We start from the raw sequence: 16,870 nt of genomic DNA on the forward strand, positions 1-16,870 counted from the left end.
CGGGAAGCCGAAAGGCCGCCCGATCGCGGCGAATCGGGACTCCGCGTTCGGTCCTGTGGACCGGATCGGCCAGCTCACCATGCGCAACCTCGACATCGCCGACTCGCGCGCCAAGCTGGAGCAGTACGCCGGGCTCGGCCTGATCGGCACCGGGAGCCCCGCCATCGGTGCCGCCCAGGCGGCCGCCACCGGCCTGATCGGCACCATGCCGGCCATGCCTGAGGGCGGAGCCGAGGCCATCGCCTCTCGCGGCGAGATCTCCACCGACGACGCGATGCTGGACCGCGCCGCGATGGAGTCCGGCACGGACTGACCAGCCCAGTAGAGCGGAAGGGTCGGCCCCCAGGGGGATGCACCACCGGTAGGCCGGCTCGGCGCCAACGGCGTCGAGCCGGCCTTTTCCGTTACCCGGGGGCTGTGTAGACCCGCGGTTTCATCCTGAGAGCTCCTTGGTGATGCGGTCCAGCATGAATGCAGAGGATTCCTTGGCCCGTTCCTCCCAGGCGAAGACGCATGCCGTGGCGACACCGTCGAAGTTCAGCTCGCGCAGGGTGCCGAAGAAGGCGTCCCAGTCGACCTCGCCCTGGCCGATGTCCAGGTGCTGATGGATACGGGCCGTGGTGCCGGGCGGGTTGAGGATGTAGCGAAGCCCACTGGAGCCCTTGTGGTTGAAGGAATCGGCGATGTGCACGTGCCGGAGCTTGTCGCCCGCATAGCGCATCATCGACGCGATGTCCGCGCCGACCTGCGCCGCGCCCGAGAGGTGGAAGGTGTGCGGGGCGCAGTAGAGGTAGTTCACCCAGGGCTTGTTGATCGCGCGGACCAGATCGACCGCGGGTGTGTTCTCCTCGCAGAAGTCGTCCGGGTGCGCCTCCAGGTTCAGCGCGATGCCCTCCCGCTCGAACAGCGGCAGCAGCTCCTCCAGCGAACGCCAGAACGCCGCCTCGCTCTCGGCGGCGCACTCCGGGCGGCCGTTGAACTCCGAGTTCATCAGCGGGCATTCGAGGTCCGCGGTGATCTCGATCATCCGCTTCCAGTAGCGGACGGCCGCCTGCCGCTCGGTCTCGTCCGGTGAGGACCACTTGTAGAGCGGGAGCACGGAGGACAGCTGGACGCCGTGCGTGCGCAGGGACTTCTTCAGCGCGGCAATGCGTTCGTCGTCCGCCCGCGGGTGCAGGAAGAACGGCATGAAGTCCTCACGCGGCGACAACTCGATGTACTCGTAGCCGAGTTCGGCGACCGTACACACCATCTCGTCGATGGGCAGCGCGCGGAACATGTAGGGGTCGAGAGCGATCTTCATACGGCACCTCCGTAGAAGGCGGGGCGGGGCTTCATGTCCGTACCGACGGTGCGGCCCGAATCGAGGGCCTCGACGGTGGCGCTGGTGATGACGGTCGCGGCGTAGCCGTCCCACGCGGAGGGGCCAGTGGGCTCGTTGCCCGCCGCAAGGCTCGCGATCCACTCGCGGAACTCGGTGTCGAAGGCGTCGACGAAGCGGCCCACCCAGTCGGTGAGCACGGTCGTGCTGTGCTGTCCCGCCGTGCGCACGGCGACCGAGGACGGGTCGGGCAGCCGTACGAGACCCTGCTCGCCGACCGCCTCGCACTGGATGTCATAGCCGTACTGGCAGTTGACGAAGACCTCGAGGTCGATCCGGACGCCCTTCACGGTCTCGAAGAGCATGATCTGGGGATCCTTCAGGTGCGCGAACCGCTTGCTCGTGGCGCGCGGCGTGACGACCTGGGCCGAGACGATCTCGTCGTCGAGCAGCCAGCGCAGTACGTCCACCTCGTGCACCGCCGTGTCGAGCGCGGCCATCTCGGAGGTGTACGACTCGGGCACGGTCGGGTTGCGGTGGGCGCAGTGCACCACCAGCGGCTCGCCGATCCGGCCGGACGCGATGACCTCCTTCATCTGCCGGTAGCCCTGGTCGTAGCGGCGCATGAAGCCGACCTGCACGAGGCGGCGGCCGTGCGCCATCTCGGCCTCGACGATCCTGAGGCAGTCCTCGGCCGTGGTGGCCAGGGGCTTCTCGCAGAACACCGGCTTCCCCGCGGCTATCGCGTTCAGCACGTGCTCGGCATGCGTCGGCCCCCACGAGGTGACGAGCACGGCGTCGACCTCGTCCGCCGCGATCAGCTCGGCGCCGGTGCCGTACACGCGGGCGCCGACCCGGGCCGCCGCCTCCTCGGCGCGCGCGGCGTCGATGTCGCTGACCGCGGTGACCGCGGCGCCGGTGACGACGTCGGTGAGGCGCCGGATGTGTTCGTGGCCGATCCAGCCGGCGCCGATGACTCCCACGCGCACAGTCATGGGTTTCTTTCCTTTCTACGGCTCCCGGGCGCTGCTGTTGCACGGAAGCGGAGGGGGTGTTCGAAGCCTTGTCGAGAAGGGGGTTCAGGAGTAGCGGGACCGGAGCTCCGTCTCCAGGTCCTCCAGCGTGCGGCCGCGCGTCTCGGGGACGTACAGCTTGACGAAGGTGATGGACAGGACACCCGCCACCACGAACAGGAAGAAGGTCGCGGAGATCCCGATGCCGGAGACCAGCGAGGGGAAGACCAGACCGATGGCGAAGTTGGTCAGCCACAGGACCACCGCCGCGATCCCCATGCCGAAGGCACGCATCCGCATCGGGAAGATCTCCGAGAGCATCAGCCAGGTCACCGGCGAGATCGCGCCCTGCTGGAAGGCGAGGAACGTGACCGTCATGGCGAGCACGGCGTAGGCCCGGCCGTCGCCCGAGGGCAGCACCAGCGAGAAGACGCCGATCAACAACAGCGCGCCGGTCGTACCGACCTGACCGGTCATCAGCATCGGTCGGCGGTTGACCCGGCCGAGCAGCCAGATGCCGACGAAGGTGGCGAGGACGGAGATCACGCCGTTGGCGATGTTGGCCGTCAACGCGCTGTCCGCGGCGAACCCGGCGTCGGTGAGGATCTGCGTGCCGTAGTACATGATCGTGTTGACGCCCGTGATCTGCTGCACGATCGCGATGCCGAAGCCGACGAACATCAGCCTGCGAACCCACGGTACGGACTTCATGTCCCGCCAGCCGCCGAGCTTCTCCTGCTCGTCCTTGACCGCGAGCGCGGTGACCTCGCGCAGCTCGGCCTCGGCCCGCTGCTGTGACCGGACCTGCTTCAGCACCTCCAGGGCCTCGCTGAAGCGGCTCTTGGAGGCCAGCCAGCGCGGGCTCTCCGGCATCACCAGCATGCCGAACCAGAGGACGACGGCCGGGATCGTCGCGATCACGAGCATCCAGCGCCAGATGCCGCCGGACTCTCCGCCCACCTGCGCGATGATCGCGTTGGAGGTGAAGGCCAGCAACTGACCGCTGACGATCATGAGTTCGTTGCGGGTGACCAGTGCGCCGCGCCGCTCGGCGGGCGAGATCTCCGCGAGGTAGACCGGCACGGTGACCGAGGCGCCGCCGACCGCGAGGCCGAGCACGAACCGCGCCACCACCATCACCGCGGTGGTCGGGGCGAACGTGCAGCCGAGCGCGCCGACGAAGAACAGCACGGCCAGCAGGAGGATGTTGCGCCGCCTGCCGCGCGCGTCCGACAGCCGGCCGCCGACGACCGCCCCGAGCGCGGCGCCGAGGAGCAGCGAGCTGGTGACCATGCCCTCCGTGAAGGGGGTCAGGCCCAGGTCGTCGGTCATGTACGGCAGCGCGCCGTTGATGACTCCGGTGTCGTAGCCGAAGAGCAGTCCGCCGAAGGTGGCGATGATCGTGATGAGCCGCAGCCGCCGGGAGACGGCCGGCGGGGCGTCATTGATGAGTGCGGAGGGTGCGGTGGGAGCCTGATGCGCGTCGTCCCTGACGTCCATGGCCACCTCCTAACGGTTGTTGTTCGGGCGCCGGGTTCCGGTCAGGCCGCAGCCGGCCAGGTGCTCACGCGTCCGTACGGCGATGGGCAGGGGGACCTCGGGAGCGCAGGGATACAGGTCCTGCTCGACGATCACGAACAACTCGGCGTCCAGCTTGGAGAGTTCGTCGACCACGTCGGCCGGGCTGGGCACCCCCGCGGGCGGGGAGACGCACACGCCGCGCTTGACGGCCTCGCCGAAGGAGAGGTTCTCGGCGGCGACCTGGGCGAGGATCTCCGGGTCCATCTGCTTGATGTGGACGTAGCCGACGCGCTCGCCGAACCGGCGGATCAGGTCGAGGTTGTCTCCGCCGCCGTAGGCGACGTGCCCGGTGTCCAGGCAGAGGTTCGTGTAGCGGCTGTCGGACTCGCCCAGCAGCCGCTCGATCTCCGGCTGGGTCTGGATGTGGCTGTCGGCGTGCGGGTGGATGACGAGCCGCACGTCGTACTCGTCGACGAGCAGCTTGCCGAGCCGGTCCGCGGCCCGGCCGAAGCCCGCCCACTGCTCGGCGGTCAGCTCGGGTGACTCGGTGAACGCGCCGGTCTTCTCGTCCCGGTACATGGGCGGGATGAGGACGAGGTGGTGGGCGCCTGCGGCGGCAGTCAGCGTGGCCACCTGCCGGACGTGGGCGAGCATCTCGTCCCACCCCTCGGGGCGGTGCAGTGCGCCGAAGGCGGTGCCGCCGGAGACCTGTAGCCCCCGGGCGTCCAGCTCCTCTTTGAGGCGCTGCGGGTCGGTGGGGAGATAGCCGTAGGGGCCGAGCTCCAGCCACTCGTAGCCGGCCCCTGCCAGCTCGTCGAGGAAGCGGGTGTACGGGACCTGGTGCTCGTCCTCGGGGAACCAGACGCCCCAGGAGTCGGGGGCGGAGCCGAGGCACAGGTTGCCCGCGGTGGTGCGGAGTGGGGATGGCGCCGTTGCCATGGTCGGAATCCTTCTGCGATGGGGGACGGAGGTGCTTTTTCGCTCAGCTGGAGGTGGGGAAGTTGAAGCCCGCGGTCGTCTGCTGGGTGGGCTGGGGCCAGCGGGTGGTGACGACCTTGGGGCGGGTGTAGAAGCGGATGCCTTCGGGGCCGTGGATGGGGGAGTCGCCGATGAGGGAGTCCTTCCAGCCGCCGAAGGAGTAGTACGACATCGGGACGGGCACGGGGACGTTGACGCCGATCATGCCGACGTTGATCTTGCGCTGGAAGCGGCGGGCGGCTTCGCCGGAGGCGGTGAAGAGGGCGGTGCCGTTGCCGTAGGGGTTGGCGTTGATCAACGCGATCGCCTCGTCGAGGGACTCGGCACGGACGATCGCCAGCACCGGGCCGAAGAGCTCCTCCTTGTAGGCGTCCATCTCGGCCGTGACGTGGTCGAGGAGGGACGGGCCGGTGAAGAAGCCCTCCTCGTGACCCTCGACCTTCAGACCGCGGCCGTCGACGACGATGGTGGCGCCCTGGGTGGCGGCGGTGGTGACGGCGTTTTCGATGCGTTCCTGGGCGGCCTTGGTGATGACGGGGCCCATATCGGTGCCGGGGGCGTCACCGGGGCCGACCTTCACCTCAAGGGCCTTGCGCTCCAGCACCTTGACCAGCCCGTCTGCGGCGTCACCGACCGCGACGGCCACCGAGACCGCCATGCAGCGTTCGCCTGCGGAGCCGTAGGCGCCGGCGGTGATGTGGTTGGCGGCGAAGTCGAGGTCGGCGTCGGGGAGGACGACGGCGTGGTTCTTGGCGCCGCCGAGGGCCTGGACGCGCTTGCCGTGGGCGGTGGCCTGCTCGTGGACGTACTTGGCGATCGGTGTGGAGCCGACGAAGGAGACGGCTTCGATGCCGGGGTGGGTGAGGATGGCGTCGACGGCCGACTTGCCGCCGTGGACGACGTTGAAGACGCCGTCGGGCAGGCCGGCCCTCTTGTACAGGTCGGCGACGAAGTTGGCGGCGGAGGGGTCGCGTTCGCTGGGCTTGAGGATGAAGGTGTTGCCGGTCGCGACGGCGATCGGGTGCATCCACAGGGGCACCATGGCGGGGAAGTTGAACGGCGTGATGCCCGCGACGACGCCGAGGGGCTGGCGGAAGTTGTGCACGTCGACGCCGCGGGAGACCTGGTCGGAGAAGCTGCCCTTGAGGATGTCGCCGAGGCCGCAGGCGAATTCCACGACCTCGCGGCCGCGTACGATCTCGCCGCGTGCGTCGTCGACGGTCTTGCCGTGCTCGGCGGAGATGATCCGGGCCAGCTCTTCCTCGTGGTCGACGAGGAGCTGGCGGAAGGCGAACATCACCTGGGTGCGCTGGGTGAGCGAGGACTCGGACCAGGTCTCGAAGGCGCGGGATGCGGCCGCGACGGCGGCGTCGACGTCGGCGGCCGAGCCCAGGGCGACCTGAGCCTGCTCCTGGCCGGTGGCGGGGTTGAACACGAGTGCGGTCTGCGGGTTCGTCCCGGCGGCGGGTGAGCCGTTGATCCAGTGCTGGATGGTCTTCACGTGAGGGTGTCCTTACAGGTAGTGCCGCTGGTGGCGCTTGTGGGCGGCGTAGGTCTCGTAGGCGGCTCGGGTGGAGTCCAGGGCGGAGGTCTGGCTGACCGGCACGTCCCACCAGCCGTGTCCGGGCGGGTTCGGCCCGTACAGGTCGGTCTCGACGTGCACGACGGTGGTGCGGCTCGCGGCCTTGGCCTTCTCCATCGCCGTACGGAACTCCTCTACGGAGGAGGCGTGCAGGACGTCCGCGCCGAGGGAGGAGGCGTTCGCGGCGAGGTCGACCGGGAGCACATCGCCGTCGAGGTGACCGGAATCTCCGTCGCGGAAGCGGTACCTGGTGCCGAACCGCTGCGAGCCGAGCGACTCGGACAGTGAGCCGATGGAGGCGAAGCCGTGGTTCTGGACGAGGACGATGATGACCTTCAGGCCTTCGGAGACCATGGTCACGATCTCCTGAGCCATCATCAGATACGAGCCGTCGCCGACGAGGACGACGACCTCGCGCGAGGGGTCGGCCATCTTCGCGCCGACACCGGCGGCGACCTCGTAGCCCATGCAGGAGTAGGCGTACTCGACGTGGTAGGCCTTCGGATCCCGCGCCCGCCACAGTTGCTGCAGGTCGCCGGGCATGGAGCCGGCCGCGTTGATCACCACGTCGCGGTCACCGAGGACATCGTTCAGTGCGCCGAGGATCTGGGTCTGGGCGGGGAGGTCGCCGGTGTTGCGGCCGGGCGCACAGCACGCCTCCTCGATCTCCCGTGTGTGAGCGATCAGTTCGCGGGTGCGGGCACGGTGGAACGGGTCGACCTCCCAGTCCACCAGCGCTTCGGCAAGGGCCTGGATGCCGAGCCGGGCGTCGGCCACCAGAGGCTCGGCGGAGTGCTTGACGGCGTCGAGGCGGGCCACGTTGAGGTTGACGAACGCGACGTCGGGGTTGCCGAAGACGGTGTGACTGGCGGTGGTGAAATCGCTGTAGCGGGTGCCGATGCCGAGGACGACGTCGGCCTCCTTCGCCAGTTCGTTCGCCGCGAACGAGCCGGTGGAGCCGATGCCTCCGACCGCGCAGGGGTGGTCCCACGGGACGGCGCCCTTACCGGCGTGCGTGTCCGCCACCGGGACGCCGGTGGCCTCGGCGAAGGCACGCACCTGCGTCTCGGCACCGGAGTAGACGGTGCCGCCACCGGCCACGATCAGCGGCTTCTTCGCATTGCGGAGCAGTCGGGCGGCCCGCTCGACGGCGGCGGGTTCCGGCACCGGACGCCCCACGTGCCACACCCGGCGCCGGAAGAAGGAGACGGGCCAGTCGTGGGCTTCCGCCTGTACGTCCTGCGGCAGCGCCAGGGTGACGGCGCCGGTCTCCACCGGGTCGGTCAGCACCCGCATCGCGGCCAGCGCCGCCGGGATCAGCTGCTCCGGGCGCGAGATGCGGTCGAAGTACTTCGACACGGCGCGGAAGGCGTCGTTGACGGTGACGTCGCCGCCGCGGGTGTCCTCCAGCTGCTGCAGCACGGGGTCGGCGGCGCGGGTGGCGAACATGTCGCTGGGCAACAGCAGCACCGGCAGCCGGTTGGTGGTCGCGAGCGCCGCACCGGTGATCATGTTCGTCGAGCCGGGCCCGGTGGATGCCGTGCAGGCGAACGTCGCCAGCCGGTCGCGCATCTTCGCGTACGCCACCGACGCGTGCACCATGCCCTGCTCGTTACGGGCCAAGTAGTACGGCAGATCCGCCTCCCCCGTGACCGCGGCCTGGAGAAGCGCCTGCCCGATCCCGGCCACATTGCCGTGCCCGAAGATCCCCCACGCCCCGGGGATCAGCCGCTGCTCCTGCCCGTCACGCTCGCTGTACTGGTTCGCGAGGAAACGCACGAGCGCCTGGGCCGTGGTGAGTCGGACGGTCTTCATCGTTCGTTGAGCCCTTCGAAGGGAAGCCGGTCGTCGATGTCCTGGGTCTCCCAGGTGCCGCGGACCCACCCGTGGGCGGGGTCGTCGCAGATCAGCCAGGCGCGGTCCTGGCCGGGGCCCGCCATGACGTTGAGGTGGTAGAGGTCGTAGCCGGGTGCGGCGATGGACAGGCCGTGCCAGCCGTGCGGAATGAGGACGGTGTCGCCGAGGTCGTACGGGCCCTCTGCCGCCTGGCCCTTGGGGAGGCGGTGCTTGCTCGTGTCACTCACAGCAGGCTCACCGCCCGGTCCACCGCGCCGGCGACGTCGCCGCCCGACGGGTAGAGCAGGGAACGGCCCACGACCAGACCCTGCGCTGTCGGGAGCTTGAGGGCCTTGCCCCAGGAAGCGAACGCGGCGTCCGGGTCGGAGACCTCGCCGCCGAGCAGCAGCGCGGGCAGAGTGGAGGAGGCGAGCACGCGCTCCATACCGTCGACGACCGGCAGCTTCAGCCACGTATAGGCCGTACGGCGACCCAGCCCGGAGGCGATGGTGATGGACTTGACGACGGCGTCGGAGGAGAGGTCGTTGCGGATCCTGCCGTCCCGCCACACCGACATGAACGGCTCGACCATCGCAATGAGCTGGCGGTCGTTGAGTGCGTCGATGGCGCGGGCGGTGTTCTCCAGGGCGGACGGCGTCGCCGGGTCGTCCAGCGCGATACGGGTGAGCATCTTGCCGCCGTCGAAGCCCATCGCGGCGATCGTCTCGGCGTCGTAACCGGTGAACCGGTCATCGATCTCGAAGACCGAGCCCGCGAGTCCGGCGCGGTTCATCGAGCCGAAGACACTCTTGCCGTCGAGTACACCGAGCAGCAGCAGGTCCTCCAGGATGTCGGCGGTGCCGAGGACACCCGTCACACCCGGCCTCTCCAGGGCGACACACATCCTTTCGAGCAGCTCGAAGCGGTCGGCCATCGCGGACGGATCGTCGCCCACCGTGTTGGCGCCGCGCGCCGGATGATCGGCGGCGATGATCATCGCCTTGCCGTGCTCGCCGAGGGGCGAGGCGGCCCTGACGCGCCGGGCGGCTGCCGCCGCAATGGCACCGGGATCCTTGACCCTGGCGTCCACGATCCGGCTCACCTTGTCGGACAGCACTGCCTCACACCTCTCGGGTTGCTTCGTTGTGGGGGGTTCCGCCGTGATGCGGGGCGTTCGAGGTGGCGAGCTTCGCCTCCACCTCGGCCTCCGTCGGCATGGCGTCCGAACAGGCCAGCTCGCCGGCAACCAGAGCGCCCGCAGCGTTGGCGAAGGCGACCGTGCGGCGGGTGTCCCAGCCGGACAGCAGACCGTGGCAGAGCGCGCCACCGAAGGCGTCACCGGCACCGAGGCCGTTCACCACGTCGACCGCGACGGGCGGGATCTCGGCCGTGGCGCCGCCTCGGCCCATCGCCAGCACGCCCTTGGGCCCCTGCTTCACCACTGCCAGCTCGACACCGGCGGCGAGTAGCGCCTTGGCTGCGGCGTACGGCTCGCGCTCTCCGGTCGCCACCTCGCACTCGTCGAGATTGCCGACGGCGACCGTGGTGAACCGGAGGGCCTCGGCGTAGTACGCACGCGCCGCCGACGGGTCCTGCCAGAACATCGGCCGCCAGTCCAGATCGAAGACCGTCGTCCCCGCCTTCGCCCGGTGTTCCAGGGCCCCGAGCGTGGCCGAGCGGCTCGGCTCCTCGCTCAGGCCGGTGCCCGTCATCCAGAAGATCCGCGCGTCACGCACCGCACCCAGATCCAGATCACCGGCCCGGATGTCCAGGTCGGGTGCCTTCGGCAGCCGGTAGAAGTACAGCGGGAAGTCGTCCGGCGGGAAGATCTCGCAGAACGTCACCGGGGTGGGCGCGATGTCCGACGTACCGACGAAGCGGGTGTCGACGCCGTAGCCGTCCAGGGCCGTGCGGACGAAGTCCCCGAACGGGTCCCGTCCCGTCTTGGTGATCACACTCGCGGTGCGCCCGTACCGGGCGGCGGCGACGGCCACGTTGGTCGGGCTGCCGCCGAGGTACTTGCCGAACGAGGTGACCTCCGCCAGCCCCACGCCCGTCTGGAGCGGATACACATCCACTCCGACACGGCCGATGGTCAACACATCGAACGACATATCAGTCTTCGTCCCTTCACTCTCCCGGCCTCATCGGGATGGGGGCGGAAACGGGATGATCCCGTGCCTCTGTCGCGCTCTACTAGCGCGCTCTAGCAGGAGTACGATGACCCTGGTTCAAATGTCATGTCAATAGGTTGTTGCTGGGAGATTTCGTAGGCCGCTGGTGGCTGGTGCGGGAGACTTCCTGGAGACGGCGTCGACCAGGTGCCAGTGGGTCGGGAGGATGGTTCGCAGGTGGACTCAACGGGTAAGCAGCGGCCCACGATGATGGACGTCGCCGTGAGAGCGGGGGTGTCGAGGGCGCTGGTCTCCCTCGTCTTCCGCAACCAGCCGGGGGCGAGCCAGGAGACCCGCGAGCGGGTGCTGCGCGTCGCCGACGAGATCGGCTACCGCCCGGACAGCGCTGCCCGGCTGCTCGCGCGGGGCCGTAGCCGCACGCTCGGTGTGATGCTCACCGTGCACCAGCCTTTTCAGGCGGACCTCGTCGAGGGCATCTACCCGGAGGCCGAGCGCCTCGGCTACGAGGTCCTGCTCTCCGCCAACGCACCCGGCCGCGACGAGGTCAAGGCGATCGAGGCACTCCTCAGCCACCGTTGCGGGGCGCTGATCCTGCTGGGTCCGGCGTCCGACGCCGCGGACCTGGATGCCCTGGGACGCCGCACGCCAACCGTTTCGGTCGGTCGGAGGGTGCCGGGCGCGCATGTCGACAGCGTCCACTCGGCCGAGAACAAGGGCGTTCGGCAGGCCATGGACCACCTCGTCGAACTGGGCCACAAGCGCATCGTGCACGTCGACGGCGGCAGGCAGTCCGGCTCGGTGGAGCGACGCCGCGCCTACCGCGACGCGATGCGTCGGCACGGCCTGGCCGGGGAGATCCGGGTGATCCCGGGCGCCCATGACGAGGACGCGGGCATCGAAGCCGGCCGCCTGCTGCTCGCCGAGCGCGACCGGGGACTCTCCCTGCCCACCGCGGTCCTCGCGGGCAACGACCGTTGTGCGATGGGCCTGTTGATGACCCTCACCCAGGCGGGCGTGGACGTCCCCGGCGAGGTGTCGGTCGTCGGCTACGACGACAGTCATCTCTCGCATGTGATGCCGATCGGGCTGACGACGGTTCGTCAGGACGCCGTCCTCATCGCCGAGTACGCGGTGCGGTTCGCTGTGGAACGGCTGGAGAGCGGCGAGTCGGAGCCGCGTGAGGCGGTGCTTGATCCAAAGCTGGTGGTACGCGAGACGAGCGGGCCGCCCCGGAGCGAATGAGCCGCGGCCGATGGCCCGCGCCGCGGCAGGCCCGGGATCTTCGACGCATCGACGCATCGACGCATCGAGTCGTCGGCGCGGGAGAATTCCAGAGGTGCGAAGGCCGAGCCCGCCAGGGCAGGGGAGGGGCGGGCCCGGCCGTTTGTGCCGTCCCGGGGTAGGACGGAGTGGATCGCCTCAGGCCAGCGGCTTGCCTTCGCGGTGTCGGCGCAGTCCTTCAGGCCCCTCGACCACCGCCGCGGTGAGTTCCTCGACGCTGGTGTCCTCACGGCGTACGTCAAGGATCTTGCGGCCGTGGTTCATCACGATGTGCCGGTCGCAGACCTGGAAGGCGTGGTGCAGGTTGTGGGTGACGAGCACCGAGCTGACGCCCTCCTTCTTCAGCTGCAGAAGGTAGTTGAGCAGCGCCTCGGTCGCGCGCACGGCCAGGGCGCTGGTCGGCTCGTCGAGGATCAGCAGACTGCGCTTGAAGTGCACCGCACGGGCGATCGCCACCGCTTGCTGCTGGCCGCCGGAGAGGGAACCGACCAGCTGGTTCGGGCTCTTGATGCCCTCGATGGTGACCACGCTGTCGAGGATCTGCGCGGCGATCTCGTTCATTTTCTTGATCTTCATCAGGCCGATCGGGTTGGTGATTTCGCGGCCCATGAAGATGTTGCGGGTGATCGTCATCGACGGCACCAGAGCGGAGTCCTGGAAGATCGTCTCGACGCCGCGCTTCTCGGTCTCCTGGCGATTGATCGTGCCCAGTTTCTCGCCGCGCCAGAGGTACTCGCCCTCGTCGGCGAGGACGACGCCGGACATCGTCTTGACCAGCGTCGATTTGCCGGCGCCGTTGTCGCCGAGCAGTCCGACGACCTCGCCCTGGTGGATCGTGAAGCTGACGTCGTCCAGCACGGTGTTCGGCCCGTACTGTTTGGTGATGCCGGACAGTTCCAGCAGGGCCTCGCCCGTGCGTGCTTCGGTGGCTGTGGGGGACATGGTGGTTGCTCCGTTTCCGGCGGGCTCGGCGGAGGGTGCGATGGCGCTCATTCGGCCTTCCCCTCGATCATGCGGTTGAAGAAGGCCGCGGCGACGATGATCAGGCCGACGAACAGGTCCAGGTAGAAGCCCGGAGCACCGCCGAGCAGCAGGATGTCCTGCACGGTGAGGATGAGGGCCGCGCCGAGGACCATGCCGAGGACGCTGCCCCGGCCGCCGGACAGGGAGACGCCCCCCACGACGGCCGCCGCGATCGCCCGCAGTTCCAGACCGCGACCGCTGCCGGGCTGCACGGATCCCGTGCGGACGGCGGTGAGGATGGCGGCGATCGCCACGCACAGACCGAGGATGCAGAACGCGATGATCTTGACCCGGGCCGGGTTGATGGAGATGGCGCGGGCCGCGGCGGGGTTGCCGCCGACGGCGAAGATGTGGTTGCCCAGCCGGTGCCGGTGCACCATGAGCCAGAAGAGGCCGCCGAGCACGAGGAGCCAGATCACCTGGCCCCGGAAGAAGCCGAGGTCACCGGCGAAGATGGCCTTCATGGTCTCGCTCGGGACCATCAGAGTGGCCGTGGTGCCGTTGTAGAAGAGTGCGGCGCCTTCCCAGAAGAGCATCATGCCCAGCGTCACGATGAATGAGGGGATCTTCGCCTTGGTGGTGAGGATGCCGTTCAGCAGGGCGATGCTGATACCGGTGATGAGGGCCATGCCGGTGGCGGTCCAGGGGCTCGCACCGTCGGAGTACCACCGGGTGAACACCAGCGCGCAGAAGGTGAAGTTGGCGCCGAGGGACAGGTCGAACTCTCCGGCGATGATGAGGATGCCGGCGCCGATGGCCAGGATCGCCAGTACGGGGATGCTCTGGCTGAGGACGTTGAAGTTCGCCTTCTCCAGGTAGGGGAAGCCCTGCGGGTCCACCAGGTAGTAGACGATGCAGCCGATCTGCAGCAGGACGAAGATGACGCCGATCTCCATCGCCCCGCGCCCGCGCATCTGGCGCAGGCGCTCGGTCAGCCGACCCGTGGTGCTGGTGGGGGCCGAGTCCGCCAGGTTGCGCTTGTGGACGGCGGTACCGTCGACGGCCGGATCGCCCTCCACGGCGACGATGGCGGCTTCCGCCGCCGTGCTCTCGGCGGTCACCTGACCGCTCCGCTCACTCATGCTCGTACTGCCTTTCCTTCGGTGGGGTGGGGCGGTCTTCCGTTGCTACGGCAGACCGCCCCGAACTGGTCGTGCGCTGACGTGAGTTGGGGGAGCGTCAGCGGACCTTGCCCGCGAGCTTCTCGGCGACGCCGACGTTGGACTTGTCGACCAGACCACTGCCACCGGAGTTGATGCTGGCCGGACTCAGGCCGAAGTCCAGGAGCAGGCCGAGCTGTATGACGGTCTGGAAGCCCTGGACGTAGCCCTGCTGGTCGGCCGCGGCGTCGATGGCGCCGGACTTGATGCCGTTGACGATCTGCGGAGCCAGGTCGAAGCCCACGACGGGGACCTTCACACCGGAGTCCTCCATGGCCTTGGGGAGGTTGCGGTGCGGAGTGCCGCCCAGGGGGACGATCGCGGCCGTCTTCTTGTGGCCGAGCAGGTACTGCGTGATCTTGTCCAGCGCGGCCGAGTCCTCGATCCCCGTGCCGAGGATGTCCGACTTCGCGCCGACCTCGTCGAGCGCGCGCTGCACACCGGCATGACGCTGCACCGCGTAGACCTGGTCCGGGAACTCGACCGGTGTGAGGACGGTGTCGCCCTTGCCGATGTCGGGATGGTCGGCGAGCAGGCGCTTGCCGAGCAGATAGCCGACCGCCTCGAAGTCCTGGCCGACGAAGCCGAGCGTGCACTTGCCGACCTTGCCGCTCTGGGTGATGTTGTAGGCCATCACCGGGATGCCGGCCTTCTGGGCCGCACAGACGTTCTCGGTGTACTTGTTGGGGTCGTCGAGCACGACGGCCAGCGCGGCCGGCTTGTCGGCGACGGCGCTGCCGATCAGGTCGTTGTACTTGCTCTGGTCACCCGAACTGGTCTGCATGTTCAGGTCGAGATCGAGCAACTGCGCGGCATCCTTGGCGCCTTGGGCGATGGTGGTCCAGAACGGATCCCCCGGGTCCTGAGCCAGCAGGAACGTCACCTTGCGGTCCTTGGCCTCACTGCCGAGACCGGACTTCAGCGAGGTGCCCTTCGAAGACCCCGAGGACGAGTCGTCGCCGGAGCCGGCGGAGCAGCCGACCGCGAGCAGTGCGAGTGCGGGGACGAGAGCGAAGGCGCGCCAGCCGGTGACCCGGCGGGCTCTACGGGACGAAGGCCTGGAGTGCGGCACGGTCTTACCTCTCCTTCGAGGGCACCGCAGACCCGCATTTGGGCATGCGGAATCAGCCGAGGAGTTCTCGAGCGGTGTGGGATGGATGTGGCCTGGGCCTCGGGCCGGCGCGGTGGCCGACCTCGTGGCGCAGATGTAACGCCCACATGAAGGGAGGTGTCAATAGAATGTCCGTACATCGTTCCCAACGAGCGGGTAACGGAGCGCCGAATGAGTAGGGCTTCCAAGCCCTGGGCGCGCGTGGATATCTAGCCCCGGCTGAAAGGCGATGGAGTTTCCGCAGGTCAGGGACGCTGTGCTGGTTGATCTAGAGCGCTCTAGGAGAGACAGCTGAGATTGCCTCCTGGAGCGCTCTATTTTTGCCATTGACATGGACCCTAGAGCGCTCTATCTTGCTCAGCGAATCGGCTACATAGAGCGCTCTACCTCACGTGCTCAGCGATCACCACGACGTCGCCCTGACGGGACGCGCTGTCAGGCGACCGGCGGGTCGAAGGTGAAGCGCAGGGCGCGCACCCGGTTGTCGAAGTTCGAGCCGGCCAGTTCGGGGATGCCCACGGCGCGCAGCGCCTGCGGTCGGCTCAGCAGCTCGCGGAACAGGCCCTTGATCTCGAGGCGCGCCAGATGTGCGCCCAGGCAGAAGTGCGGGCCACCGCCTCCGTATCCCAGATGCGGGTTGGGGGTGCGGGTGATGTCGAAGGCGTCAGGGTCGGTGAAGACCGCCTCGTCGCGATTGGCGGATGCGTAGTAGAGGACCACTTTGTCGCCGGGGCGGAAGGTACGCCCGCCCAGCGAGTACTCCGCGGTCACCGTCCTGCGGAACTGGATGATCGGCGTCGAGTGGCGTACGACCTCCTCGACCGCCCCATCCGCGTACCGGTCGAAGTCGGAGGTCAGCAGGGCCCGTTGTTCTGGGTTCGAGGTCAGCAGCGTCAGCGCATGGGCGATGGCGTTACGTGTGGTCTCCACGCCGGCCACCATCAGCAGAGAGAAAAACGCGCCGAGCTGACGTGCATTCAATTTCTGGCCGTGGACGTCTGCGCACACCAGGGCGGAGATGAGGTCCCCCGTGGGCTGACGGCGGCGTTCGCGGCCCAGCGTCGCCATCATCAGGTGCATGCGGGCCAGCGCCCGCAGGCCCCGTCCCGGCATCCGCAGCCTGGCGCCGAGGGTGCGCTTGACGCCCACGTTCTCGGACGCGTGATTGATCTGCCCTGCGATCTCGGGCCGGTAGTGCTCCGGGATGCCCATGAGATTGCAGATGACCTCGAACGGCATACGGGAAGCCACCGACGACACGAACTCGCCGGGCCGCTGCGCGATCATGTCGTCCACGATGCGGCCCGCGACTCGGCAGATGTCCTCCTCCGCGGCAGCGAGCAGCCGTGGGGTGAAGGCGCGCGAGACCACCCGCCGCAGCTGGGCGTGGTGCGGGTCGTCCAGGTTGACCATGGATTCGCCGAACAGGCATCTGACCCACCTGGCGGGCTCCGGGGTGGTGACGGCCGGAGCACTGGCGAACACCTTGGGAAGCCGGCTGGCCCGCACCACATCGGCGTGTTTCACCAGCGCGTAGAAGCCCCGCTCCGGTCGGCGCCACGAGGCGGGACGCTCCATGAAGTACGCCGGCCGCTCGAGGCGCCTGAGCGCCGCGAAGGCCTCCAGGCGTGCGGCCTGCGGGAGTTGCCAGAATGACGGTTGGGCGAGATTCACCTCGTGCGGCTGTAGCGTGCGTCGCTCGGCCGTCTGCGCCGGGACCCTCATGACCAGCTACCTCTCGTGGTTCCGGCGTTCAGGCAGCCGGAATGATCGCCTGGTGTGCAACCGCTCGCAGCTTGTACTCCCTCTGGAGGAGAAGCTTCCGCAGTGGGGGGAGGACATTCGCCCGACCGGCCGAACGAGTGTTGTCGCTGCGGCCAGGCGAACCTTGTCCCAGTGACGCGCCGTC

13 protein-coding genes and 2 pseudogenes are annotated in these 16,870 nt (G+C 68.8%); 2 read left to right on the plus strand and 13 right to left on the minus strand.

What is annotated here, in order from left to right; translation table 11 throughout:
• Positions 1-313, plus strand: a pseudogene (locus H1D24_RS38620) (hypothetical protein); the annotation flags it as partial.
• 120 nt (positions 314-433) lie between these two features.
• On the opposite strand, the gene H1D24_RS38625 reads toward H1D24_RS38620, so the two are convergent.
• From H1D24_RS38625 to iolC, 9 genes and pseudogenes are all read right to left on the minus strand, one after another.
• Positions 434-1,303, minus strand: a complete 870-nt coding sequence (locus H1D24_RS38625) for a sugar phosphate isomerase/epimerase family protein (RefSeq protein ID WP_181662427.1) — start codon at positions 1,301-1,303, stop codon at positions 434-436.
• The gene (locus H1D24_RS38630) at positions 1,300-2,316 is read right to left on the minus strand and encodes a Gfo/Idh/MocA family protein (protein ID WP_181662428.1); all 1,017 of its coding nucleotides are present in this window, start codon (positions 2,314-2,316) and stop codon (positions 1,300-1,302) included. Before H1D24_RS38630 ends, H1D24_RS38625 begins: the two co-directional genes overlap by 4 nt.
• 84 nt (positions 2,317-2,400) lie before the next feature.
• The gene (locus H1D24_RS38635) at positions 2,401-3,834 is read right to left on the minus strand and encodes a sugar porter family MFS transporter (RefSeq protein WP_181662429.1); all 1,434 of its coding nucleotides are present in this window, start codon (positions 3,832-3,834) and stop codon (positions 2,401-2,403) included.
• A 9-nt stretch (positions 3,835-3,843) separates the two neighbouring features.
• Positions 3,844-4,794 (minus strand): TIM barrel protein, encoded by a 951-nt coding sequence (locus H1D24_RS38640; RefSeq protein ID WP_181662430.1) that lies wholly within the window; start codon positions 4,792-4,794, stop codon positions 3,844-3,846.
• A gap of 43 nt (positions 4,795-4,837) precedes the next feature.
• Positions 4,838-6,334: a CoA-acylating methylmalonate-semialdehyde dehydrogenase gene (locus H1D24_RS38645; RefSeq protein ID WP_181662431.1), complete on the minus strand. Its 1,497-nt coding sequence runs from the start codon at positions 6,332-6,334 to the stop codon at positions 4,838-4,840.
• Between the two features lie 12 nt (positions 6,335-6,346).
• Positions 6,347-8,230, minus strand: coding sequence for a 3D-(3,5/4)-trihydroxycyclohexane-1,2-dione acylhydrolase (decyclizing) (iolD, locus tag H1D24_RS38650; protein ID WP_181662432.1), 1,884 nt, complete (start codon positions 8,228-8,230; stop codon positions 6,347-6,349).
• Positions 8,227-8,436, minus strand: a pseudogene (locus H1D24_RS38655) (5-deoxy-glucuronate isomerase); the annotation flags it as partial. The gene iolD and the pseudogene H1D24_RS38655, both read right to left, overlap by 4 nt.
• A 59-nt stretch (positions 8,437-8,495) precedes the next feature.
• On the minus strand, positions 8,496-9,368 hold the full coding sequence (locus H1D24_RS38660) for a Cgl0159 family (beta/alpha)8-fold protein (protein ID WP_181662433.1): 873 nt from the start codon (positions 9,366-9,368) through the stop codon (positions 8,496-8,498).
• 4 nt (positions 9,369-9,372) lie between these two features.
• On the minus strand, positions 9,373-10,365 hold the full coding sequence (gene iolC / locus H1D24_RS38665; protein ID WP_181662434.1) for a 5-dehydro-2-deoxygluconokinase: 993 nt from the start codon (positions 10,363-10,365) through the stop codon (positions 9,373-9,375).
• Between the two features lie 267 nt (positions 10,366-10,632).
• On the opposite strand from iolC, the gene H1D24_RS38670 reads away from it, so the two are divergent.
• Positions 10,633-11,628 (plus strand): LacI family DNA-binding transcriptional regulator, encoded by a 996-nt coding sequence (locus H1D24_RS38670; protein ID WP_181662456.1) that lies wholly within the window; start codon positions 10,633-10,635, stop codon positions 11,626-11,628.
• 177 nt (positions 11,629-11,805) lie between these two features.
• Here H1D24_RS38670 and H1D24_RS38675 read toward each other — a convergent pair whose 3' ends face one another.
• The 4 genes from H1D24_RS38675 to H1D24_RS38690 all read right to left on the minus strand — a co-directional run bounded on the left by H1D24_RS38675 (position 11,806) and on the right by H1D24_RS38690 (position 16,686).
• Entirely contained in the window at positions 11,806-12,660 is an 855-nt protein-coding gene (locus tag H1D24_RS38675) for an ATP-binding cassette domain-containing protein (RefSeq protein WP_258564670.1), read from the minus strand.
• A complete protein-coding gene (locus H1D24_RS38680) occupies positions 12,657-13,772 on the minus strand; it encodes an ABC transporter permease (protein WP_220137719.1) in 1,116 nt (371 codons plus the stop codon). The genes H1D24_RS38675 and H1D24_RS38680 overlap by 4 nt, the downstream gene beginning before the upstream one ends.
• A gap of 97 nt (positions 13,773-13,869) precedes the next feature.
• Positions 13,870-14,922, minus strand: a complete 1,053-nt coding sequence (locus tag H1D24_RS38685) for a sugar ABC transporter substrate-binding protein (protein WP_181662435.1) — start codon at positions 14,920-14,922, stop codon at positions 13,870-13,872.
• Between the two features lie 474 nt (positions 14,923-15,396).
• On the minus strand, positions 15,397-16,686 hold the full coding sequence (locus H1D24_RS38690) for a cytochrome P450 (RefSeq protein WP_181662436.1): 1,290 nt from the start codon (positions 16,684-16,686) through the stop codon (positions 15,397-15,399).
• Positions 16,687-16,870: the final 184 nt, after the last annotated feature.

Source organism: Streptomyces himalayensis subsp. himalayensis (assembly GCF_013778455.1).
GTDB classification, from domain to species: Bacteria; Actinomycetota; Actinomycetes; order Streptomycetales; family Streptomycetaceae; genus Streptomyces; species Streptomyces himalayensis.